17 protein-coding genes are annotated in these 20,795 nt (G+C 72.6%); 10 read left to right on the top strand and 7 right to left on the bottom strand.

The window, feature by feature from the left end:
• Window positions 1–2 precede the first annotated feature (2 nt).
• A complete protein-coding gene (locus ABGA98_RS40995) occupies window positions 3–704 on the top strand; it encodes an FCD domain-containing protein (RefSeq protein ID WP_347623879.1) in 702 nt (233 codons plus the stop codon).
• Here ABGA98_RS40995 and ABGA98_RS40990 read toward each other — a convergent pair.
• Window positions 698–2,125 carry a sulfatase gene (locus ABGA98_RS40990; protein ID WP_347623878.1) on the bottom strand — a complete coding sequence of 476 codons (1,428 nt, stop codon included), beginning with the start codon at window positions 2,123–2,125 and terminating at the stop codon, window positions 698–700. The two genes, ABGA98_RS40995 and ABGA98_RS40990, sit on opposite strands and share 7 nt — an antisense overlap.
• An 80-nt stretch (window positions 2,126–2,205) precedes the next feature.
• Here ABGA98_RS40990 and ABGA98_RS40985 point away from each other — a divergent pair, with 80 nt between their 5' ends.
• The gene (locus ABGA98_RS40985) at window positions 2,206–3,207 is read left to right on the top strand and encodes an LLM class F420-dependent oxidoreductase (protein WP_347623877.1); all 1,002 of its coding nucleotides are present in this window, start codon (window positions 2,206–2,208) and stop codon (window positions 3,205–3,207) included.
• A 20-nt stretch (window positions 3,208–3,227) separates the two neighbouring features.
• Here ABGA98_RS40985 and ABGA98_RS40980 read toward each other — a convergent pair whose 3' ends face one another.
• Both ABGA98_RS40980 and ABGA98_RS40975 read right to left on the bottom strand, forming a co-directional pair.
• Complete coding sequence (locus ABGA98_RS40980) at window positions 3,228–5,159, bottom strand: FtsX-like permease family protein (protein ID WP_347623876.1); 1,932 nt, start codon at window positions 5,157–5,159, stop codon at window positions 3,228–3,230.
• Window positions 5,156–5,833, bottom strand: a complete 678-nt coding sequence (locus ABGA98_RS40975) for an ABC transporter ATP-binding protein (protein WP_347623875.1) — start codon at window positions 5,831–5,833, stop codon at window positions 5,156–5,158. The genes ABGA98_RS40980 and ABGA98_RS40975 overlap by 4 nt, the downstream gene beginning before the upstream one ends.
• A 91-nt stretch (window positions 5,834–5,924) precedes the next feature.
• Here ABGA98_RS40975 and ABGA98_RS40970 point away from each other — a divergent pair, with 91 nt between their 5' ends.
• The 3 genes from ABGA98_RS40970 to ABGA98_RS40960 all read left to right on the top strand — a co-directional run bounded on the left by ABGA98_RS40970 (window position 5,925) and on the right by ABGA98_RS40960 (window position 7,645).
• On the top strand, window positions 5,925–6,572 hold the full coding sequence (locus ABGA98_RS40970; protein ID WP_347623874.1) for a response regulator transcription factor: 648 nt from the start codon (window positions 5,925–5,927) through the stop codon (window positions 6,570–6,572).
• Window positions 6,573–6,618: 46 nt separating this feature from the next.
• Window positions 6,619–7,341, top strand: a complete 723-nt coding sequence (locus ABGA98_RS40965; protein ID WP_347623873.1) for a DUF4328 domain-containing protein — start codon at window positions 6,619–6,621, stop codon at window positions 7,339–7,341.
• Window positions 7,342–7,471: 130 nt separating this feature from the next.
• Window positions 7,472–7,645, top strand: a complete 174-nt coding sequence (locus ABGA98_RS40960; protein WP_347623872.1) for a hypothetical protein — start codon at window positions 7,472–7,474, stop codon at window positions 7,643–7,645.
• A 52-nt stretch (window positions 7,646–7,697) separates the two neighbouring features.
• Here the strand turns inward: ABGA98_RS40960 and dnaE are convergent, their stop codons facing one another.
• Window positions 7,698–11,327 (bottom strand): DNA polymerase III subunit alpha, encoded by a 3,630-nt coding sequence (dnaE, locus tag ABGA98_RS40955; protein ID WP_347623871.1) that lies wholly within the window; start codon window positions 11,325–11,327, stop codon window positions 7,698–7,700.
• Window positions 11,327–11,593: a DUF6504 family protein gene (locus ABGA98_RS40950; protein ID WP_347623870.1), complete on the bottom strand. Its 267-nt coding sequence runs from the start codon at window positions 11,591–11,593 to the stop codon at window positions 11,327–11,329. Before ABGA98_RS40950 ends, dnaE begins: the two co-directional genes overlap by 1 nt.
• A 235-nt stretch (window positions 11,594–11,828) precedes the next feature.
• On the opposite strand from ABGA98_RS40950, the gene ABGA98_RS40945 reads away from it, so the two are divergent.
• Entirely contained in the window at window positions 11,829–13,457 is a 1,629-nt protein-coding gene (locus ABGA98_RS40945; RefSeq protein ID WP_347623869.1) for a protein kinase, read from the top strand.
• Window positions 13,458–13,487: 30 nt separating this feature from the next.
• On the opposite strand, the gene ABGA98_RS40940 is transcribed toward ABGA98_RS40945, so the two are convergent.
• Window positions 13,488–14,036: a TetR/AcrR family transcriptional regulator gene (locus ABGA98_RS40940; protein ID WP_347623868.1), complete on the bottom strand. Its 549-nt coding sequence runs from the start codon at window positions 14,034–14,036 to the stop codon at window positions 13,488–13,490.
• 176 nt (window positions 14,037–14,212) lie between these two features.
• Here ABGA98_RS40940 and ABGA98_RS40935 point away from each other — a divergent pair, with 176 nt between their 5' ends.
• From ABGA98_RS40935 to ABGA98_RS40925, 3 genes are read left to right on the top strand one after another with little or no spacing between them, the layout of a single operon-like run.
• The gene (locus ABGA98_RS40935; protein WP_347623867.1) at window positions 14,213–15,817 is read left to right on the top strand and encodes an ABC-F family ATP-binding cassette domain-containing protein; all 1,605 of its coding nucleotides are present in this window, start codon (window positions 14,213–14,215) and stop codon (window positions 15,815–15,817) included.
• Complete coding sequence (locus tag ABGA98_RS40930; protein WP_347623866.1) at window positions 15,811–16,803, top strand: virginiamycin B lyase; 993 nt, start codon at window positions 15,811–15,813, stop codon at window positions 16,801–16,803. The genes ABGA98_RS40935 and ABGA98_RS40930 overlap by 7 nt, the downstream gene beginning before the upstream one ends.
• Before the next feature lie 4 nt (window positions 16,804–16,807).
• The gene (locus ABGA98_RS40925) at window positions 16,808–17,755 is read left to right on the top strand and encodes a quinone oxidoreductase (RefSeq protein ID WP_347623865.1); all 948 of its coding nucleotides are present in this window, start codon (window positions 16,808–16,810) and stop codon (window positions 17,753–17,755) included.
• A 94-nt stretch (window positions 17,756–17,849) separates the two neighbouring features.
• Here the strand turns inward: ABGA98_RS40925 and ABGA98_RS40920 are convergent, their stop codons facing one another.
• Window positions 17,850–19,331, bottom strand: a complete 1,482-nt coding sequence (locus tag ABGA98_RS40920) for a cobyric acid synthase (protein WP_347623864.1) — start codon at window positions 19,329–19,331, stop codon at window positions 17,850–17,852.
• A 136-nt stretch (window positions 19,332–19,467) separates the two neighbouring features.
• On the opposite strand from ABGA98_RS40920, the gene ABGA98_RS40915 reads away from it, so the two are divergent.
• Window positions 19,468–20,790 carry an MFS transporter gene (locus ABGA98_RS40915; protein WP_347623863.1) on the top strand — a complete coding sequence of 441 codons (1,323 nt, stop codon included), beginning with the start codon at window positions 19,468–19,470 and terminating at the stop codon, window positions 20,788–20,790.
• Window positions 20,791–20,795 lie beyond the last annotated feature (5 nt).

Genomic DNA, 20,795 nt, shown 5'->3' with positions numbered 1-20,795 from the left:
CGTTGGACGACGGCGGCTGGCGTCCCGTGAAGCGGACGCGGACGTTCGAGGACGTGCTCGCCCAGATCGAGCGGCGCATCGCGGAGGACGGCCTCACCGCGGGCGACCGGCTGCCCGCCGAACGCCAGCTGGCCGAGCAGCTCGGCGTCAGCCGGTCGTCCGTACGCGAGGCCATGCGCGTCCTGGAGTCGCTCGGCGTGGTGTCCTCGCAGGTGGGCCGGGGCCCCGACGCGGGCGCGGTGCTGACCTCCCGCCCCGACACGGCGCTGACCGACCTGCTCCGGCTGCACCTCGGCATGGCGGGCCTGGAGCTGCGCGAGGTGATCGACGCCCGGCACATGATCGAGCAGTGGGCCGCCTCCCACGCGGCCTCGGCACGGGCCGGCACGTCCGCGCTGGCCGCCGCGCTTTCCGGCATGGACGGGGCGAGAACGGCGGAGGAGTTCGTGGAGCACGACACCGCCTTCCACTGCGCGATCGCGGACGCGTCCGGCAACCGGCTCATCGCGGCCATCATGCGCTCGCTACGCGACTCGATGCGGAGGTACGCGGTCGAAGCGGTCGAACGCCTCGGGGACACCACGATCCTGCGTGCCGGTCACGTACGCATCCTTCGGGCCATCGAGGCCGGCGACGCGGAGGAGGCCGCCAGGGCGGTCTCGGAGCACCTGGCGCACGCGTATCCGTCGTTGTTCGATCACTGAGCCATGTCCGCCTGCCGGCAGGTGGCGCCCGAGCAGGCCGTCATCGCCTGCAGCCGCCGCTCCAGACCGGCCACCAGCGCGGGATCGGCACTCCCCGCGAGGTTGTCCAGCTGGTACGGATCCTCGTGCAGGTCGTAGAGCTGCCGCTCCCCCGTGTCGTACCGGACATAGGTGTACTGCTCCGTGCGCAACGCCCGATAGCCCGGCACCGGGGTCTGCCGGGCCGACGCCCTGTCGGCCGGCCTGGTGAACTCGACGAGCACGTTCCTGCGCCACTGCGCCGGCGGCCGGCCGCCGAGCAGCGGCACCAGCGAGCGCCCCTCGGCGAACGGCGGCAGCGGGGCCCCGCCCAGCGCGGCGAACGTCGCCGGCAGGTCCACCACGGAGGTCAGCGAGGAGACCCTGGAGCCCGCGGCCACGCCGGGGCCGCGGACGACGAGCGGCACCCTGACCGCCTCTTCGAACGGGGTGGTCTTGCCTCGCTTGAGCCGGTGAGTGCCCAGGTGGAAGCCGTTGTCGGAGGCGAAGAAGAGGTAGGTGTCGTCGAGCTTGCCCGACTCGCGCAGGGTCTTCACCAGCGAGCCGACGAGGTCGTCCACGCCGAGCATGGCCCGCAGCCTGGCGCGGAACCGCTCGTCGATCCGCTCCTCGCCGGCCGGCCCGATCCTCGGCAGCTCGCGCACCCACAGCGGCTCGCGGCTGACGTCCTTCTGGTCGAACGACGGGGTCCGCGGCGCCTTGGCGGCGGGGAAGGCGCCGGCGTGCCGGGGCGCGGGGTTGGCCGGGTTGTGCGGCGGGATGGGCGCCAGGTAGAGGAAGAACGGCTGCTTCGACTTCGTGACGAAGTCGCGGGCCTTGCGGGACAGCACGTCGGTCAGGTAGTCGTTCTCCGACCAGCCGTAGTCGGCCACGCGGCCGTTCTCGTTGAGCCGGTAGCCGTACTCCTGGTAGAGCTCGCGCACCGGCACGGCCCACTCGTCCCAGCCTGGCGGCACGTACGTCTCCTGGGCCGTGGCGCCGGGATAGTGATTGAGATATTTACCCATGAGGGCGGTGCGGTAGCCGGCCTGCTTCATCCAGGTCCCGACCGTGGAACGTTCCAGCCCTTGCTGATGAAAGCGGTCGAAGCCGCCTTCCGGCGCGGTGTTGGTCCATACGCGATGGCTGTGGACGTACTGCGAGCGCAGCGTCGACGCCCTCGACGGGCAACACCAGGGATTGGTCGCGAAATACCGCTCGAACGAGGCGCCCCGGTGAACGAGATGCCGGGTGATGTTCGGGAAATAGCCGAGCGTCCCGGTTTCGAGGTCGTCGGCCAGCACGAACACGATGTTCGGCCGGGAGCCGCCCTCGGCCGTCGCCATCGCGCCCGCCGGCAGGAGAAGCAGCAGGCAGACGAGTCGTGACAGAGCCTTCAGCACAGGCGTCCACTTCCCCTGAGATGTCCGTTGACACGGAGGAGCGCCCCGGGGTGAATGGAATGTACCTCCGGAGGTGGATCATGAAGCTCGGTCTGAATCTCGGTTACTGGCAGCGCGGCGCCGACGACGCGACGGAGTCGGTGCTCGCCGCCGAGCGGCTCGGCTACGACTCGGTGTGGACCGCGGAGGCGTACGGCAGCGACGTCTTCACCCCGCTGGCCTGGTACGGCGCGCGCACCAGCCGCATCAGGCTGGGCACCTCGATCGCCCAGATCTCGGCCAGGCCGCCCGTCACGACGGCGATGACGGCGATGACCCTCGACCACCTCACCGGCGGCCGGCTGCTGCTCGGCGTGGGCGCGTCGGGCCCGCAGGTCGTGGAGGGCTGGTACGGCCAGCCGTTCGCGAAGCCGCTGGCCAGGACCCGCGAGTACGTCGAGATCATGCGCAGGGTCTGGCGCCGCGAGGAGCCGGTCACCAGCGACGGCCCGCACTACCCGCTGCCGCTCGCGGGCGGGCTGGGCAAGCCGCTCAAGCTCATCACCCATCCGCTCCGCCCCGACATCCCCGTCTACCTGGGGGCGGAGGGCCCGAAGAACGTGGCGTTGGCCGCCGAGGTCGCCCAGGGCTGGCTGCCGCTGTTCGCGTTCCCCTCCAAGATCGAGGAGATGTACGGCGCGTCGCTGGCGGGCGCCCCTGCGGGCTTCGACGTGGCGGCCATGGTGATGGTGGTGATCTCCGACGACGTCCGCTCCGCGCTCGACGGCGTGAAGATGATGCTGACCCTCTACATCGGCGGTATGGGGGCGAAGCAGCGCAACTTCCACGCCGACATCATCGGCAGGATGGGGTACGCCGAGGCCGCCGAGCACATCCAGTCGCTCTACCTGGCCGGGAAGAAGGACGAGGCGTTCCGGGCGATCCCGGACGAGCTGGCCGACGGCATCTCGCTCGTCGGCCCGCCCGGCCGGATCAAGGAACGCCTGGAGCTCTGGCGCGCCAGCCCCGTCACGAGCCTGCTGGTCATGGGCCCGCGCGACGAGCCCTCGCTGAAGCTGGTGCGCGACCTCGTGCTGGGCTGACAGCCCTACGGGAACGCCGGTCAGTCGGGACGGGGCGCCGGGTCGGTGGTGACCGACCGCAGCAGCGGCCGGCTCAGCGCCCCCGCCCCGATCACGCCGGCGAAGCCGACCGCGACGCAGGCGAGCAGCGTGACCGCGCCCACCGTGCTGATCCCGCCCGGCATGAACGGCGTCGCGCAGAACACCCCCACCAGGATCGCCCCGCCGCCCATCACCGCCAGTGGGATGAGCGTCTCGGCGCGGCGGGCCCTGTCGAGCACCTCCAGCGGCGTGCCCGCCAGGCGCAGCAGCCCGTACGTCTGCCGCCGGTCCAGGATCGCCGACGCGGCCGTGATGCCCGCGCTGGCGATGGCCACGAGGAACGACACCGACAGCACGACGACCGTGCCGACGCGGACGTCGGCCAGGATCTGCGCGCCGAACCGCTGGTCGTCGTCCTTCGTCGTGGGGGTGCGGCCGGGGACGAGCCCGGCGAGCGCGGTGCGCGCCCGATCGACGGTCGCCGCGTCGGCGGTGCTGCCCAGGGCCGCGACGACGACCCCGTCCGACGCCTTCACGGTGGCCGGTACCTTGGCCGTCGCCAGCCGCTCGCGGGCCTGCCCGGTCACCTTCGCCGCCTGCCCGGCGGGCGCGGTGACCCGGAGCTGCGGCGGCCCCGCCTCGCCCTCGAACGCCCCCGGGCTGAGCAGGCCGAGGAAGCCCGCCACGAACCCGGTCAGCGCCACGCCGCTCACCGTGCGCCAGGCCGAGCGCGGGTCGTCCACCAGCCGCCGGCCGGCCAGCAGCCGGGCGGGCCCGCGCGCGCTCGCGGCCGTGATCCTGCCGATCATGCCGACCACCCAGGGGCCGGCCAGGTTGACGCAGAGGAACGCCAGGCCGAGCGCCGCGGCGACGATCGCGACGCTGGAGTCCCGGCTCAGCATGGGGAACACGGCCAGCGCCGCCAGCAGGGCGAGCACCCGTACGAACCGCATGGCGGGCGGGGTCTCCCGCCTGGCCACGCCGAGCGGGCTCACCACGACGCGCCGCAGCCCGATCACCGCGGAGAGCCCCACCAGCAGCGGCACCGCGACCAGCACCGCGGCCAGGACCAGCGGGCCGGGGAACAGGTCCGCGGCGAACCACGGGCCGCCCTGCATCTCGATGCCCGCCAGCAACGGCACGGCCAGGGCGAACGCGACCGTCCCCACGAGGGCGCCGGCCAGCGCGACGATCATCGCCTCCGCCACGGTCATGGCGACGACCTGCCCCGGCGTCGCGCCGACCAGGCGCAGCGCGGCCAGCCGCCGGTCACGCCTGGCCACGGTGAGCCTGGCCGCGGCGCCGCCGAAGACCAGCAGCGGCACCACCATGAGCACGCTCGCGATGAGCGCGAGCACCCGGTACGCCTCCGAGTCCTCGCTCGGCGTGCCCGCCACGTCGGCCACCTTGACCGGCGGCTTGGCGATGACCCAGTCGGCACTGCGGGCGGCGGTCAGCGCGGGGGCGTCAGGCTCGTGGCCGACGACGGCGACGAGCTCGTCCGAATGGATCAGCGCCTCGTCGCCGAGCACGCCGGCGGGATCGGGGTACCGGCCGGCGAGCTCGGCCGCGGGCAGCCGCGCGGCCAGCTCGGCCAGCGCGGGTGAGAGCCACACCTCGCCAGGGGCGGGGAAGCGCGGCATGCCGGGAGGCGCGGGCGCCGCCCGGCCGAGCGCGCCCAGGTCGACGACGGTGATCGCCTGGTCGCGTACGTAGTCGAAACGGGACGCCTGGACGGCCACCGCGCCGGACGCCGCGGGGACCGGGTTGCGCCAGGCGCCGCGCTCGCCCCTGGCCTCGAAGGCGAAGTTCGCGGCCACGGCGAACAGCAGCAGCGCCGTGGACACGGCGACGGCGCCCAGGGTGAGCCAGGTGCCGAGCATTCCCTTGCCGCCGCCCTTCAGCAGCCGCCAGGTCAGGCCGAGGTTCACGCGCGCACCCCGTCCGGCAGGAGCAGGCCGTCGCGCACCTCGACCGTGCGGTCGCACCACGCGGCCACGTCCGGGTCGTGGGTGACGACGATCAGGGAGGCGTCGTTGTGCCTGGCCGCCTCCGCGAGCAGCCGCATCGTGTCGTGGCCGGTCCGCTGGTCGAGCGCGCCCGTGGGCTCGTCGGCGAACACCACGGCCGGCTTGCTCACCAGCGCCCTGGCGATGGCCACCCGCTGCGCCTGGCCGCCGGACAGCTCACCGGGCCGCCTGGTCTCCATGGACCGCAGGCCGAGCGGCCCGAACCACTCGCGCGCCCGGCGCACGGCCTGCGCTCGCGGCACCCCGTCCAGCATGAGCGGGAGCGCCACGTTCTCCTCGGCGGGCAGCTCGGGCAGGAGCTGGCCGAACTGGAAGACGAAGCCGAAGCGGGTGCGGCGCAGGGCGCTGCGCCGGCGCTCGGACATGGCGTCGATGCGCTGGCCGAGCAGGTGCACCTCGCCCGAGTCCGGTTTCATGATCCCGGCCAGGCAGTGCAGGAGCGTCGACTTGCCGGACCCGCTCGGGCCCATGATCGCCACAGCTTCGCCGGCTCGTACCGCGAGGTCCACGCCGCCCAGGGCGACCGTCTGCCCGAACCTCTTGGCCAGGGCTCGTCCAACAAGTACGTCGTTCATGGCGTCCAGCCTCGGGCCGGCAGGGGGTGCCGCGGATCGGCCGGGCGGCCAGGACCGCATCGGCCGAACGGCCGATCTCTAGAGTTGGTGCGTGACTATTCGGGTTCTCATCGCCGACGATCAGCAACTGGTACGCACCGGCTTCCAGATGATTCTGGACGCACAACCGGACATGGAGGTCGTGGCCGCGGTGGCCGACGGCGCCGAGGCCGTGGCGGAGGCCCGCCGACTCAGGCCCGACGTGTGCCTGCTCGACATCAGGATGCCCAAGCTCGACGGCCTCGAGGTGACCCGCGTCCTGGCCGGCCCGGGCGTGGAGAACCCGCTGCGGGTCGTCATCGTCACCACCTTCGACCTGGACGAGTACGTCTACGGAGCGCTGCGCTCCGGCGCGACGGGGTTCCTGCTCAAGGACAGCGGGCCCGCGCTGCTGATCGAAGCCGTCAGGGCCGCGGCGGCGGGCGACGCGCTGGTGTCGCCGTCGGTGACCGTACGGCTGCTCCAGCACGTGGCCCGGCCCCGGCCGGCCCCGGCCCCCGTGAACGACCCGCTGACCGGGCGAGAGCTGGACGTCGTGCGCCTGATCGCCAGGGGACGCACGAATCAGGAGGTGGCCGCGGAGCTGTTCGTGTCGCTGTCGACGGTCAAAACGCACCTCGGCAGCATCTTCGCCAAACTCGGCGTCAGGAACCGGGTGGAGATCGCGGCGTGGGCGTGGGAATCCGGCGTGGTGAGCTGATTAAGCGAAGGGCTGGCGGGATACAAGTGAGTCAGAACCTCAGCGCATGGCCATGGGGGAGAACAACGTGCGCCACACCCAGGCATCGCCCGCGAGAGCCGCCCTTGCCGTACACGTGACCTTGGTCGCCCAGGTCCTCTCCATCGGCGCTCTCGTGATCTTCGAGCAGGCGCGGGGCCGCGACCTCGCCGTCCAGCTCGCCGCGTTCGGCGGCCGGCCCACAGGGGCCGACGCGGAGGCCGTGGTCGGGGCGGTGACGGTGTTCGCGGTGCTGATGATGCTGGTGGCGGGCACCTCCGTCGCGGTCGCCGCGGCCTACGTCACCTGGCTCGTGCGGGCCAGGCAGGCCAACGACCGCTCGGCCGCCACCGGTCCCGTGGCGGCCGCCTGGCTGATCCCCGGCGTCAACCTGATCGCCCCCGCGGTGCTGGTCGACGAGGTGTGGCGCGGCGCCCGGCCGCCCGCCGGCCGCCGCGGCCGGTGGCTGGCGCTGCTGACGGGCTGGTGGCTGAGCTGGCTGGCCATGCTGGCGCTGGTGACCGTGCGGCTGCCGCTCGGCTCGTCGGAGCTCGACCTGACGGGGGTGGGGATGCTGGAGCTGTCCTGCTCGGCACTGGCCGCCCTGCTGTGCGCGGCCACCGTACGCGAGCTCACCCGGCTCCAGCGGGGTCCCCGCGTTCCCCTGCCGGCGGAGCCCGGCACCGTACGCGCCTTCGCTCCCCAACCCCGCCCGGCCTCCGGCTCCACCCCGATCGGACGCACGGGCTAGAACCGGGAACGTCAATTCCGTCGTCTCCTGCTGGTGCCATCACGTAAAGTAGCGCACCATGAGCGAAGAGCAGACATTCTCTTCACAGCGAATCGGGCGAGTGAGAACCGTATCGTCTAGATTGACAGTCATGGACCCTGAGGAACTCATCGATCTCGAGGCTGTCCGGCGACGTTTTCCGTGGGTCGGCCTGGCCAGCATCGACCAGCCTGGCCTCTCGTCCAGATACCGCGAGATCATGGCTGAGGCGCACCGCGACCGAATGATCGTCGAGGCTATCGACTCCGCCCGGCGAAGTGCATGAAACCGCTCCTTTGCGACTCCGGTCCGCTGATCGTTCTTCAGGAGACATCGGCCTAGGCGGCCGTGGGGCCTGAGCTGCCGGGGCTGGCGTGCCAGAGCCGCCTGGGCGGTTCGGTGACGGCCGGGCCGAGGTCGGAGTAGGGCGAGAGCCTGAACCCGTTGGCATATTCGATGGCGCGGCCTCCGACCCCAGCGCGGTCGTCCGGGGTCCGGGTGATGACGGCGCGGACCGCCTCGATGCCCTGGGAGCGCCAGAGCGCGTCGAGATCCACCAGGTTCCAGCAGTCGACCGCGCGCATCGACACCGCCCGCGTGCCCGTGCGCCTGACCACTCCCCTGGCCAGCATGAGCCACGAGCCGAACACGATCGACGCGCACCGCCCCTGCACCGACTCGAAGAACGTCAGGTCGACCGGCCCCGTCGAGTCGTCGAGCGTGGCGAAGATGACCCGCTGGCCCGAGCGCACGGCAGGCGTCTGGGTCGCCACCTTGACCCCCGCGACCAGCACCTCCGCGCCGTTGCGCTGGGCGAGAAGGTCTCTGGAACGTACCACTCCGAGCGCGTCGAGCAGCTCGTCGTGGAAGCTGATGACGTGCCGGCTGACGTCGATGCCCAGGATCTCCAGCTCGGCCTCGACCATCTCGGTCTCGGTCATCTCGGGCAGCTCGCCCGGCGGGAGGTGCTCGCCGAAACCGAGCGGGAGCTGCACGGACGGGTGTTCCTCCCGGGAGGGTGGGGCGGCGTAGCGCCTGGACCTGCGCGGGCCCGCCCGCACGCCGATCGCCGAGGCCCGGTCGAGCGCGCCGACCTGGGCGATCAGGTCGCGGCGGGTCAGCTCGCCCGGACGCCAGCGGGGCCCGCCGGGGTGCAGGTCGTGGAGCGCGTCCAGGCCGCCGACCTGGACGATCCGCTCGATCGTGGGCCGGGAGGGCCGGGCGCGGTCCCAGAAGTCGGCCAGCGAGGTGTACGGCTGGCCGGCGACCATCCGCTCGACCTCCGCCTCGCTCACCCCCTTGACCGCCGAGAACGGCACCCGCAACGCGTACCCCTTGCCGATCTCCTCCTGGTGGAAGCCCCGCCGCCTGGCCGGGCCGTCGCCCAGCTCGGACGGGCGCACGCGCACTTGCACGCGCGGCCCGAGCCGCTCGACCAGCCAGTCTTTGCCCGACCGGTTGACGTCCAGCGGGAGGATCTTGACGCCGCACTGCCTGGCCTCGTCGATGATGACGCGCGGTGGGTACATGCCGGGCTCGTGCGTGAGCACGCCGGCGAAGAACGCCGCCGCGTGGTGCCGCTTCAGCCAGGCCGACTGGTAGGTGGGCAGCGCGAACGCCGCCGCGTGCGCCTTGCAGAACCCGAACGCCCCGAACGCGTCCAGCACCTTCCAGGCCCGCTCGACGGCCGCGTCGCCGAACCCGTTGGCCCTGGCCATGGGCACGAACGTCCTGCGTACCCGCTCGCGCCCCTCCGGGGTGTCCAGGGTGCGCCGCAGCAGCTCGGCGAACGACAGGTCGCGCCCGGTCATCACCGAGATGATCTTGAGCACCTGCTCGTGGAACACCACGACGCCGTGCGTCTCCTTCAGCGCCCCCCGCAGCCTCTCGTGCGGGTAGTGCGGCTTGCGCCACCCGTGCCTGGCCTCCAGGTAGGGGGTGACCATGTCGGAGTTGACCGGGCCAGGGCGGAACAGCGAGATGTCCACGATCAGATCGTGCATCCTGCGCGGCTCCAGCTTGGCGACCAGCTCACGCTGGCCGGGCGACTCGATCTGGAAGCAGCCGAGGGTGCGGCCGGCGCTGATCATGTCGTAGGTGTCCTGGTCGTCGTGGGGGACGTACTGGGCCTCCGGGTCGTCCCCTCGCTGGGTGTCCAGCTCGACCACGACGTCGTCCACCCGCTTGATCTCGCCCAGCGCGTACGCCAGCGCCGACTGCATCCGCACGCCCAGCACGTCGAGCTTGAGCAGCCCGGCCTCCTCGACGTCCTCCTTGTCGAACTGCGACATCGGGAACTCCAGCAGGCTGCGCTCCACCGGTGTCCTGTCGCGCAGCCCCGCGTTGCCGACCAGCACGCCGCACGGGTGCAGCGCGATGTGCCTGGGCAGGCCGTCGAACTTCTCCGCCAGCCGGAACACCCGCTCCAGCCCCGCGTCGCCGAGCCGGCTCTCGCGCAGCTCGGGCAGGTCGTTCAGCGACGCGGTGATCTGCTTGGCCCTGATGTGCGGGAACGCCTTGGCGATGGCGTCGATCTCGTGCGGCGGCAGGCCCATCGCGCCGGCGACGTCGCGGATGGCGCTGCGCGCCCGGTAGGTCTCCATCATGGACACGCAGGCCACGCGCGCCTCGCCGTAGCGTTCGAAGATGGCTTTGTAGCAGTCGAGGCGGCGGGCCGACTCGACGTCGATGTCGATGTCGGGCAGCCCGATGCGGCCCTCCGACAGGAAACGCTCCATGAGCAGGCCGTGGTCGAGCGGGTTGACCTCTCCGATGCCGATGAGGTGGTTGACCAGGCTGCCCGCTCCCGAGCCGCGGATGGCGCAGCGGATGCCCATGCCGCGGATCATGTCGGTGATGCCGGCCACAGCGATGAAATATCCGGACAGGCGCTTCTTCTCGATGATGGCCAGCTCGTCCTGGACGCGCCGCCTGGCCTCGGCGGAGCGGTCGAGGCCGCGCGCGAGCAGGCCGTCCTCGACGCGGTGGCGCAGCAGCGGCACCGGGTCGCGGCCGATCTCGGGCAGGTGCAGGTCGGGCGGGTCGTTCCGGAGCGCGAGCAGCCGGCCCGGGTCGATGGCGCACGCCTCGGCCAGCCGCCTGGTGGTGGCCAGCACCTTCGCCACCCGCTCCTGGTCGGCGCCGCAGACCTTGGCCGCGACCTGCGCCATCTCCTTGCCGCTCTTGAGGTAGGCATGGGAGGTGGTGCGGTCGAGGTGACGAGGGTGCAGCGGGACGAGCTGGCGGGCCGCGTCGAGCACGTCGCCGACCTGGTGGTCGGCCGGATCGAGGTAGCGGGCGGCGTTGGTCAGCACGGCCGGCACGCCCATCGACTCGGCCAGCCCGAGCATGCGCACGGCCGTGATGGCGTCGCGGAAGCCGTACTGGTCGACCAGCTCGATCACCACGCCGGGCACCGCGGCGCGCCACAGGCCGAGCAGCGTCCTGGCCTGCTCGTCGCGGCGTTCGGCCACCGCGCGGCCCACGTCGGACCTGGGGCCGAGCAGCACCACGAGCCCGTCGTCGGCGCCGAACCCGTGCTCGCCGCCCGGCCCGCCCGCCCACTCGCCGGCCAGCTCGCGGGTCAGCCTGGGCTCGCCCCGCTCGCCGGCGTGGTGGGCGGCCGTGACCAGGCGGCACAGGCGGGACCAGCCGCCCCCGCGGGCCAGCACCGTGACGCGGTCCTCCGCGCCGGGGCCGGTCCTGGGACGGCGGGGTGGCGGAAGCCCCGGCAGCAGGCTGGGCGCCGGGACGTCGAGCGCGAGGTTCACGCCGAGCACCGGCGCGATGCCGGCCTCGGCGCACGCCTGGACGTGTTTGATCGCGCCGTAGAGCCCGTCGCGGTCGGTCAGCGCAAGGATGTCCATGCCGTGCTCGGCCGCCCGGCTCGCCAGCGCGCGCGGGAAGGCGGTGCCGTAGCGCATGGAGTAGGCCGAGCACACGTTGAGGTGCGGGAACGGGGGCGCCATCAGTCCCACGCCCTCAGCAGCAGCCAGCCGTTGCCGGCGGTGTCGTAGCGCAGCTCGTAGGAGCCTGCCTCGCGGCCGGGGCCCGCCTCGACCCGCCAGAACCGGCGCTCGCCCGGATCGCCCTCGCCGGTCTTCCACCACTCGCGCGCGACCACCCAGTGGTCGAGGATCCGGCGCACGAGATAGAGGCGGTCGCGCCAGACGAACTGGGTCGGCTCCCCGTCTCTGGTCCACACCTCTATCGGATCGCCATAGAGTCTGCTCAAGACGCTTCTCCCCGCGGCTCTGGTCTGTATGTGGAGCCGCCCGGGGGAAGACGGGCGCTTACCTATCGAACATATGTTCTCAGCGCTCGAAACGCAAGTCGTTCGCCCCTGCCCCCGAGGCGGCCCTTCTTCCCTCGAACGGGGGAAGGGAACGCCTCCCCATGGGGACGTGCGGCGCACACGGGATTTGTGCGGATCTGGGCCGAGCAGGCCGGTATCGGTAAGCTAGCGCGCCGTGAGCGGTGAAACATCCCAGATCGGGCGCTACCGGCTGCTGAACGTGCTGGGCCGAGGCGGGATGGGCACGGTCCACCTGGCCGAGGATCCCGCCGGGCAGCGCGTCGCCGTCAAAGTGATCAACCCGGAGCTCACCCAGCACGAGCAGTTCCGCATGCGGTTCCGCCGGGAGGCCGACGCGGCCCGGCGGGTGCGCAGGTTCTGCACGGCCGCGGTGATCGAGGCCGCTCTCGACGGCGACCAGCTCTACGTCGTCACCGAATACGTGCCGGGCCCCAACCTCGAGGAGGCCGTACACCGGTCAGGGCCCCTGCGCGGGTCCAGCCTCGACGCGCTGGCCGTCAGCGTCGCCACCGCGCTCACCGCCATCCACGGCGCCGGGGTCGTGCACAGAGACCTCAAGCCGTCCAACGTGCTGCTGTCCCCCGTCGGCCCGCGGGTGATCGACTTCGGCATCGCGCGGGCGCTCGACACGCTCGGCGGCGTCACGGGCACCGGCGAGCTGGTCGGCACACCCCGCTACATGGCCCCCGAGGTGCTGCGCGGCGATCCGGTGTCGCCGGCCTGCGACGTGTTCTCGTGGGGGTGCCTGGTGGCGTACGCGGCCAGCGGGCGGGCGCCCTTCGGCGGCGACACGCTGCCGTCGATCGTCTACCAGGTCCTCAACACCGAGCCGAACCTCGACGCCGTCGAACCCGGCCTGCGCGAGCTGGTCGGGGCCGCGCTGCGGAAGGACCCGGCCGCCCAGCCGACCGCGCAGCAGCTGCTCGACCATCTCGTCGGGCGCTCGGCCGCGCCGGAGCAGGCGGCGCAGACCGTACAGGTGACCTGGCAGCAGGCCGCCACCGCCGCCTACACCGGCGTGCGGCCGGGCGCGGCGAAGGGGCGCGGCAAGCTGATCGCGGGGATCGCGGCGGCCACGGCGCTGGTCGTGGCCGGCGGGGTGACCGCGTGGGCGCTGCTCGGCCCCGATGGGCCGCCCGACGACCTGCGCGTCCTCTACCGCGAGGACTTCACGCAGACCACCGGCGGCTGGAACGGCACCTACGACCCGGACCAGAGCTCCAGCTACGGATACCGCACGGACGGCACCTACGGGCTGGACGTGGAGAAGTACAACGAGGAGCGCTGGGCGGAGGCGCCCATCCCCTTCCTCATCGCCGAGCCCACGACCACGCCCGCCCCCTCGGCCACGCCCACGCCGATGTTGCCGTCGTCCGTCGTGGTCGCCGTCACCTCCGAGGTCAAGAAGTCGGCGGGCGCCGGCGAGTACGGCGTCTACTGCCACAACCCCGAGGACGACACCTACTACGAGTTCGGGCTCGACACGAAGGGGCAGGCCAGGATCCGGCGCATCTTCGACGGCGCCGGCGGCACGCTGGCCCAGCCGGTGCAGGTCGACGGGCTGCCCGGCAAGCCCGCCCGCATCGTGGCGTCGTGCGAGCAACGGGGGACGGTGGTGCGGCTGACGATGTGGGTGAACGACCAGCGGGTGCACCAGGTGGACGACCCCAACGGAATCGGCAACGGCCATGTGGGGTTGTTCGCGCGTACGGCGAAGGACGGCACGTCGCTGCTGAAGACGACGTTCGACGACTTCGAGCTGCGCGCCCAGAAGGAGCCCTGAGCGCGCCCATCCAGCGGGCCGTGGCCTCGCTCAGAGGACGCCGGCGCGGGCGGCGGCGAGCGCGGCGTCGGCGGCGCGGTCGGCGTCCTGCTCTGTCACCGGCTCGTGCGCGACGAACAGCCGGTAGTAGACGGGGGCGACCGCGACCCTGATCACCTCGCGCACGTCGATGAGGTCGGGCAGCTCCCCCCGCGTGATCGCCCGCCGGACCACCTCGGCCGACTGCTCGTGCCGCGCCTCGAAGAAGTCGTGCAGCGCCCGCGCCGCGCCGGGATTCTGCATGGCGGCCGCCACGAACGCCGACGAGACCGGCCCCAGCTCCGGATCGTCGAACCCGGTGCGCACCAACTGCACGATGCCCCGCAGATCGCCTTCGATCGAACCGGTGTCGGGGACGGGCCACGGCTCGTCCGTGGCCAGCTCGAGAGCGTCGGAGATCAGCCCTTCGACGTTGCCCCATCTCCGGTAGACCGTCGTCTTGTGCACCCCTGACCGCTCGGCGATGTTCTCCACCGTCAAGCCCGCGTAGCCGCGCTCGCCCAGCTCGGCGAGCGTCGCCCTGCGTACGGCGTCGCGCACGCGCGCGCTCCGCCCTCCTGGACGCTTGTTCGACTGCAAAATCTACTCCAGTTGCATTAACTGTCCCCCGCATGCCACACTAAAGCTACAGCAGTTGCGATTGGAGTTCTATCCTGATCAGCCTCCGCAAAGTTTCCAAGACCTACGGCGACCGTGCCGTGCTCGTCGGCGCATCCATGTCCGTCGGCCCCGGCGAACGGGCGGGCGTCGTCGGCGACAACGGCTCGGGCAAGTCCACGCTGCTCCGGCTGCTGGCCGGGGTCGAGGCGCCCGACGACGGCGAGGTCACCGTGCCCGACGACGCCGGCTACCTCGGCCAGACGCTCGGCCTGCCGCCGTCCCACACGGTGCAGCAGGCGATCGACGCCGCGCTGGCCGGTCTGCGCGCCATGGAGCGCCGGATGCGCGAGCTGGAGTCGTCGCTCACCGACGAGGTCATGGGCGAGTACGGCGAGCTGCTCACCGCGTACGAACTGCGCGGCGGCTACCAGGCGGACGCGCGGGTGGACAAGGCGTTCCACGGGCTCGGCCTGGCCCACGTGGGCCGCGACCGGGTGTTGTCGAGCCTGTCGGGCGGCGAGCAGGCGCGGCTCGGCCTGGCCTGCGTGCTGGCGGCCTCGCCCCGCGTGCTGCTGCTCGACGAGCCGACCAACCACCTCGACGCGCCGGCGCTCGCCTGGCTCGAAGACCGCCTGCGCGAGCACAGGGGCGCGGTGGTCGCCGTGTCCCACGACCGGATCTTCCTCGACCGGGTGGCGACGGCGGTGCTCGAGGTCGAGCGGGGCGCCATCACCCGGTTCGGCGGCGGCTACACCGGTTTCCTCGCCGCCAAGGCGGCGGCCAGGGCGCGCTGGGAGCAGTCCTACGCGGCGTGGTGCGAGGAGGTGCGCCAGGTGCGCGAGCGCGCGGCCACCACGGCGCACCGGGTGGCCGCCGGGCGGATGATGCGCGACAACAACAAGGTGGCCTACGACCGCGACGCCGGGCGGGTGCAGAGCTCGGTCGCCAGCCGGGTCCGCAACGCCCACGAGCGGCTGCGCCGGCTGGAGGCCGACCCGGTTCCCCGCCCGCCGGAGCCGCTGCGCTTCCGCGGCGCCTTCGGCGGCGCGCCGGCGGCACACATCCCTTCCGGCGCGGCCGGGGCCGCGGTGGGCGAGCATGAGACCGCGCCGACGGCACACGTCTCCTCCGGCCCGGCCGGGGCCGCGGCGGGCGAGCATGGCGGCGCGGTGGCCCGCGTGGTCGTGGAGCTGCGCGACGTACGGGTCGGCGAGCGGCTGCGGGTCGATGCGCTGACGATCAGGGCCGGTGACCGCCTGCTGGTCCGGGGCCCCAACGGCGCGGGCAAGTCCACGCTGCTGCAGACCATCGCCGAGCACGCCGGGTGCACAGTCGGGTGCAGGGTCGGGTTCCTGCCGCAGGAGGTCACGTTCGACCCGGGCCAGACCGTGCTCGACGCCTACGGCCTCGGCCACGCCGACGAGCGCCGGGCCGCCCTGCTGGCCACCGGCCTCTTCCGGCCACACACTCTCGGCCAGAAGGTGGGCGCCCTGTCGGTCGGGCAGCAGCGCAGGCTCGCGCTGGCCAGGCTGCTGGGGCGGGAGCACGACCTGCTGCTGCTCGACGAGCCGACCAACCACCTGTCGCCGGTGCTGGCCGAGGAGCTGGAGCAGGCGCTCGACGCCTACGACGGCACGCTCGTCGTGGTGTCACACGACCGCGCCCTCACCCGGCGCTTCCGAGGCGACGCAATCGAACTCATGGGGGGAACCATATGTTGACCAGGATCAGCGCCGGCGCACCGTACGGCATCACGACGGGGACGGACGGAGCCCTGTGGTTCACGCTCGTCCACGAAGGGCGCGTCGGCAGACTGGTGCCCGGCGAGGAGCCGGTGATCCACCAGCTCGACCCGGCCGACGGCCTGCCGACCGTGATCACGCCGGGGCCCGACGGAGCCCTGTGGTTCACCGAGGGCAAGGGCGGGCGAGTCTGCCGCATCACCGCCGGCGGGCAGGTCACGGCGCACGCGGCCGACTCCCCCTACGGCATCGTCGCCGGCCCCGACGGGGCCATGTGGTTCACCCAGATGCGGAGCGGCAGGATCGGGCGCATCGCGGCCGACGGGACGCTGAGCGAGTTCCAGGTGCCGGTGGAGGGCGGCATGCCGGCCCTGCTCACGGTGGGGCCCGACGACGCCCTCTGGTTCACGATCAACCAGGGCAACGCGATCGGCCGCGTGTCGATGACGGGCGAGGTGACCGTTCACCCGCTCCCCACGGAGGGCGGCGCACCGGTCGGCATCACGCTGGGGCCCGACGGGGCGCTGTGGTTCGTGGAGATCGGCGCGGGCCAGATCGGCCGGATCGACACCGCGGGCGACATCAGCGAGTTCGCCCTTCCCGACCGGGAGGCCCGCCCGCACGCCATCATCACCGGCCCCGACGGCGCCCTCTGGTTCACCGAATGGGCCGCCGGCCGCCTCGGCCGTATCACGATCGACGGCGTCATCGACCACCATCCGCTCCCCTGCCTTCCCGAGGATCTCGCCCATGGGCCTGACGGCGTACGCAAGGGCGAGCCGCACGGGCTGACGGTCGGGCCCGACGGGGCGATCTGGGTGGCGCTGGAAGCGGGCGCCCTGGCCCGCATGTCCCCAGCACCGGCCGGCCTGACCTCCCAGCCGGTTCCGGGTGGGGGCCGTTCCCGTCGCGGCGACACGGTCAGGGCCGGTTGGAATCGGAGGGGCGGTGAGGGAGTTGACTAGGGGCATGCAGAGCATCGTCGTTTCCGCCCAGGGCGGCCCAGAGGTTCTCGAATACGCCGAGCGTCCCGACCCGGTGCCGGGTGGGGGCGAGGTCGTGGTCGACGTCGCCGCCGCCGGGGTCAACTTTATCGACATCTACCATCGCTCCGGCGCCTACCCGCTCAACCTTCCCACGTCCATCGGCATGGAGGGCGCCGGCACGGTCTCGGCCGTGGGGCCAGGCGTGCGTGACCTCTCCGTGGGCGACACCGTGGCCTGGGCTGACGTCATGGGAAGTTACAGCGGCAAGGTGGTGGTGCCGGCGGCCCGTGCGGTGCCGGTGCCCGACGGCGTGCCGGCCGACGCGGCGGCGGCGGCGATGCTCCAGGGGATGACCGCCCACTACCTGACCCACTCCACCCACGAGGTGCGCGAGGGCGACCAGGTGCTCGTTCACGCCGGGGCGGGCGGCATGGGCCAGCTGCTGATCCGGCTGGCCAAGCTCAAGGGCGCCAAGGTCCACACGACGGTCTCCACCGACGAGAAGGCCAAGCTGGCCCGGCAGGCGGGCGCCGACGAGGTGCTGCGGTACGACGACTTCACCGACGCCCTGCGCGGCAAGATCGACGTCGTGTACGACGGGGTCGGGAAGGCCACGTTCGACGGCGGGCTGGAGGTGCTGCGGCCGCGCGGCCTCATGGCCCTGTACGGCGCCGCCAGCGGCCCGGTCCCGCCGCTCGACCCCCAGACGCTCAACAAGCAGGGCTCGCTCTTCCTCACCAGGCCCACCCTCGTGCACCACGTCGCGGCACGCGAGGAGCTGCTGTGGCGCGCGTCCGACCTGTTCGGCTGGATCACGGCGGGGCAGCTCGCTATCAACATCTCGCGCCGCTACCCGCTGGCCGAGGCGCGGCAGGCCCACGAGGACCTCGCTGCCCGCCGTACGACGGGCAAGCTCCTCCTCCTGCCCTGACAGACCTGGACACCGCCGAACCGAGGTGGCCGCCTGGACCTGGGCCTTGTCCGCGGCGCGGTTGACGAACCGTGAGCGTCCTCACCCTGGTGGATCAGGGGGCGCCTGGGGGCAGGACGGGCACCTCGGGAGGGCCGTGCTCGATGAGCCGGAGCAGGGCGGCGGTGTCGAGGTGCCGCTCGACGAGGTCGCCGAGCGCGTCGAGCCGCGCTTCCCTCAGCCGGGCGAAGTCGGTGCCCGGAGCCGGGACGAACGCCCGCCCCGCGCGATCGGCCACGTCGGCCAGGAAGGCGCGGCGGAACCCGTCGTTCTCCAGGGCGCCGTGCCAGGTGGTGCCCCAGACGTGCCCGGCCCGGCACCCGTCGAGGAACGGCTCGCCTCCCTCCACGGCCGCCCGGCCGTGATGGATCTCGTACGCGCGTACGGGCTGCCCGTACGCGGCGCCCTCCGGCCGGCCGAGCCGCTTCTCCGGCGCGAACTCGACCCACACCGGCAGCCGCCCCAGCCCTTCGACCCGGCCCGCGCCTGATTCGACCGTGTCGACGATCTCCCGCCCGAGCATCTGGAACCCGCCACAGATACCCAGCACGGGCCCCTCCCTCTCGCTGATCGCCGCCGCCAGGCCGGTCGCGCGCAGCCACGCCAGGTCGTCAACCGTGGCCCGGGATCCGGGCAGCACCACCAGGTCGGCGTCGTCCAGCTCGACCGGGTCGGTCACGAAACGCACCACCACCCCCGGCTCGGCGGCCAGGGCGTCCAGGTCGGTGAAGTTGGAGATCCTGGGCAGCCGTACGACTGCCACCCGCAGGGTCTGCCGGCCGTGCGGCGGGCCGGCGGCGACCCTGCGGCCGTCGAGGGCCAGCGAGTCCTCCACGTCGAGCCAGAGCCCGTCGAGCCAGGGCAGCACGCCGTAGACCGGGCGTCCGGTCAGGCGTCCGAGCATGTCGAGGCCGGGCTGCAGCAGCTCGGGGGCGCCGCGGAACTTGTTCACGACGAAGCCGGCGATGTGGGATTGGTCGGCGGCGTCCAGGAGCCCCACCGTGCCGTAGAACGCGGCGAACACCCCTCCCCTGTCGATGTCGCCGACCACGATCACGGGCAGGTTCGCGGCCCTGGCCAGGCCCATGTTGGCGATGTCGCCGCGGCGCAGGTTGATCTCGGCGGGGCTGCCCGCGCCCTCGCACACCACCACGTCGTACTGCTTCCTGAGCCTGCCCAGCGCCTCCAGCGCCGTGGTGCGGAGCAGGTCCTTGAGCGCGCCGTACTCCATCGCGTCGACGTCGGCGACCGGGTTGCCCATGAGCACGACCTGGCTGCGGCGGTCGCTGCCCGGCTTGAGCAGGACGGGGTTCATTTCCGCGACGGGCTCGACGCCGGCGGCCTGCGCCTGCATGGCCTGTGCCCGGCCGATCTCGGCGCCCTCGGCGGTGACGTACGAGTTGAGCGACATGTTCTGGGCCTTGAAGGGCGCGACGCGGACGCCCCGGCGGGCGAGCCAGCGGCAGATGCCGGCGGTGACGACGCTCTTGCCCGCGTCGGACGTGGTGCCCGCGACCAGCAACGCTCCCTTGACCATGCGAGCACCGTACCGGAGCCGACCGATCACGAAATTTCCGCGATATCCCCCATTTACGAATGCTGTGACTTCTGCCACCCTGGCTAGAACGTCGCCCTAGAACGCGATTCTAGAGTTCCCTAGGGAAAGGGTGGACATGGTCGGTACGTTGGGCTCGCCACGCGCCGGCGCCATCGACGCGCAGGCTCGCGCGCCATTCGGCTGGGCACCGCTGATCGTTCTGTTCATCGTCGGACTCGTCGACCGCATCGAGCACAACCTCCTGTCGGGCGTGCTCCCCCTCGTCCAGCGCGAATGGGGCTTCAGCGACACCGCCGCCGGCTCCATCCCGACGGCCGCCGCCCTGGCCGCCGCGATCGTCTCGCTGCCCGCCGGCTACCTGGCCGACCGGTTCAGCCGTACGCGGATCATCACGGTGGTCGTCTTCGTCTGGGCCATCGCCACGCTCGGCTCCGGCCTGGCCACCGGCTTCGTCATCTTCTACCTGATGCGGGTGCTCCTGGCCGCGGCCGAGAACATCGACAACCCGGCCGCGGGCAGCCTGCTCGCCGACTACTACCCGCCGGTCAGCCGCGCCAAGGCGTACGGGCTGACCCGCGTCACCACCTACCTCGGCGGCATCGGCACGCTGCTCGGCGGCGTGCTGGCCGAGATGTTCTCGTGGCGTACGGCGTTCCTCGTCATGGTCGTCCCCGGAGTTCTCACGGCACTGCTGGTCTGGTTCCTGCGCGAGCCGCGCCGCGGCGAGCTGGACCGGCTGGTGGCCCAGGGCGAGGCCGCCCCCGCCACACCCGCGGCGGAGCCGAAGCCGCCGTTCCGGCGGCAGTTCAGGCAGGTGCTGGCCATCCCCACGCTGATCTTCGTCTGCGTCGGGCTGTCCTTCCTCACTCTCGGCCTGGCCGGCATCTTCTACTGGCTGCCCACGCTCATGGTGCGCGGCTTCGACGTCGGCGTGGGCACCGCCGGCTCGCTGAGCGGCCTGATCACGGTCGCGGGCACGCTGACGGGCACCCTGGTGGGCTCGTGGCTGGGCCGCAAGTGGCACGGCAGCCGCAAGGGCGGCCGGCTGCTCGCGGGCGGCGGCGGCATCACCGCGGGCTCACTGGTGCTGGCGCTCGCGCTGTCGACGGACTCGATCGGCGCGCTGACGGCGCTCGTGCTGCTGGCCTGCTCCCTGATGTCGATCGCGATCCCCAACATGATGGCGTGCGTGGCCGACGTGGTGCCGGCCGCCTCGCGGGGTCTCGGCTTCGCGGTGCTGCAACTGCTCATCACGGCGGGCGGCGCCTTCGGCTCGCTCATCGTCGGCATCGCCTCGGACCGGCTCGGCTCGCTGGTGTCCGGCATGTACCTGCTGGTGATCCCGATGGTGGTGGGCGGCCTGCTCACGCTCGGGGCACGGGCGTCGTTCGAGCGCGACGCGCGCCGGGTCCTGGAGGACGCCGCCCGCCGGCCCTAGGCTGG

The organism is Nonomuraea sp. B1E8, from assembly GCF_039871515.1.
GTDB lineage: Bacteria > Actinomycetota > Actinomycetes > Streptosporangiales > Streptosporangiaceae > Nonomuraea.
This window is presented reverse-complemented; position numbering and strand designations above follow the sequence as displayed.

Coding starts and splice junctions, on each gene's coding strand:
- ABGA98_RS40975 (WP_347623875.1), bottom strand. CDS start 5,833: ATGAACGACGTACTTGTTGGACGAGCCCTGGCCAAGAGGTTCGGGCAG.
- dnaE (WP_347623871.1), bottom strand. CDS start 11,327: ATGGCGCCCCCGTTCCCGCACCTCAACGTGTGCTCGGCCTACTCCATG.
- ABGA98_RS40960 (WP_347623872.1), top strand. CDS start 7,472: ATGGACCCTGAGGAACTCATCGATCTCGAGGCTGTCCGGCGACGTTTT.
- ABGA98_RS40920 (WP_347623864.1), bottom strand. CDS start 19,331: ATGGTCAAGGGAGCGTTGCTGGTCGCGGGCACCACGTCCGACGCGGGC.
- ABGA98_RS40930 (WP_347623866.1), top strand. CDS start 15,811: ATGTTGACCAGGATCAGCGCCGGCGCACCGTACGGCATCACGACGGGG.
- ABGA98_RS40925 (WP_347623865.1), top strand. CDS start 16,808: ATGCAGAGCATCGTCGTTTCCGCCCAGGGCGGCCCAGAGGTTCTCGAA.
- ABGA98_RS40985 (WP_347623877.1), top strand. CDS start 2,206: ATGAAGCTCGGTCTGAATCTCGGTTACTGGCAGCGCGGCGCCGACGAC.
- ABGA98_RS40935 (WP_347623867.1), top strand. CDS start 14,213: ATGTCCGTCGGCCCCGGCGAACGGGCGGGCGTCGTCGGCGACAACGGC.
- ABGA98_RS40965 (WP_347623873.1), top strand. CDS start 6,619: ATGGCCATGGGGGAGAACAACGTGCGCCACACCCAGGCATCGCCCGCG.
- ABGA98_RS40915 (WP_347623863.1), top strand. CDS start 19,468: ATGGTCGGTACGTTGGGCTCGCCACGCGCCGGCGCCATCGACGCGCAG.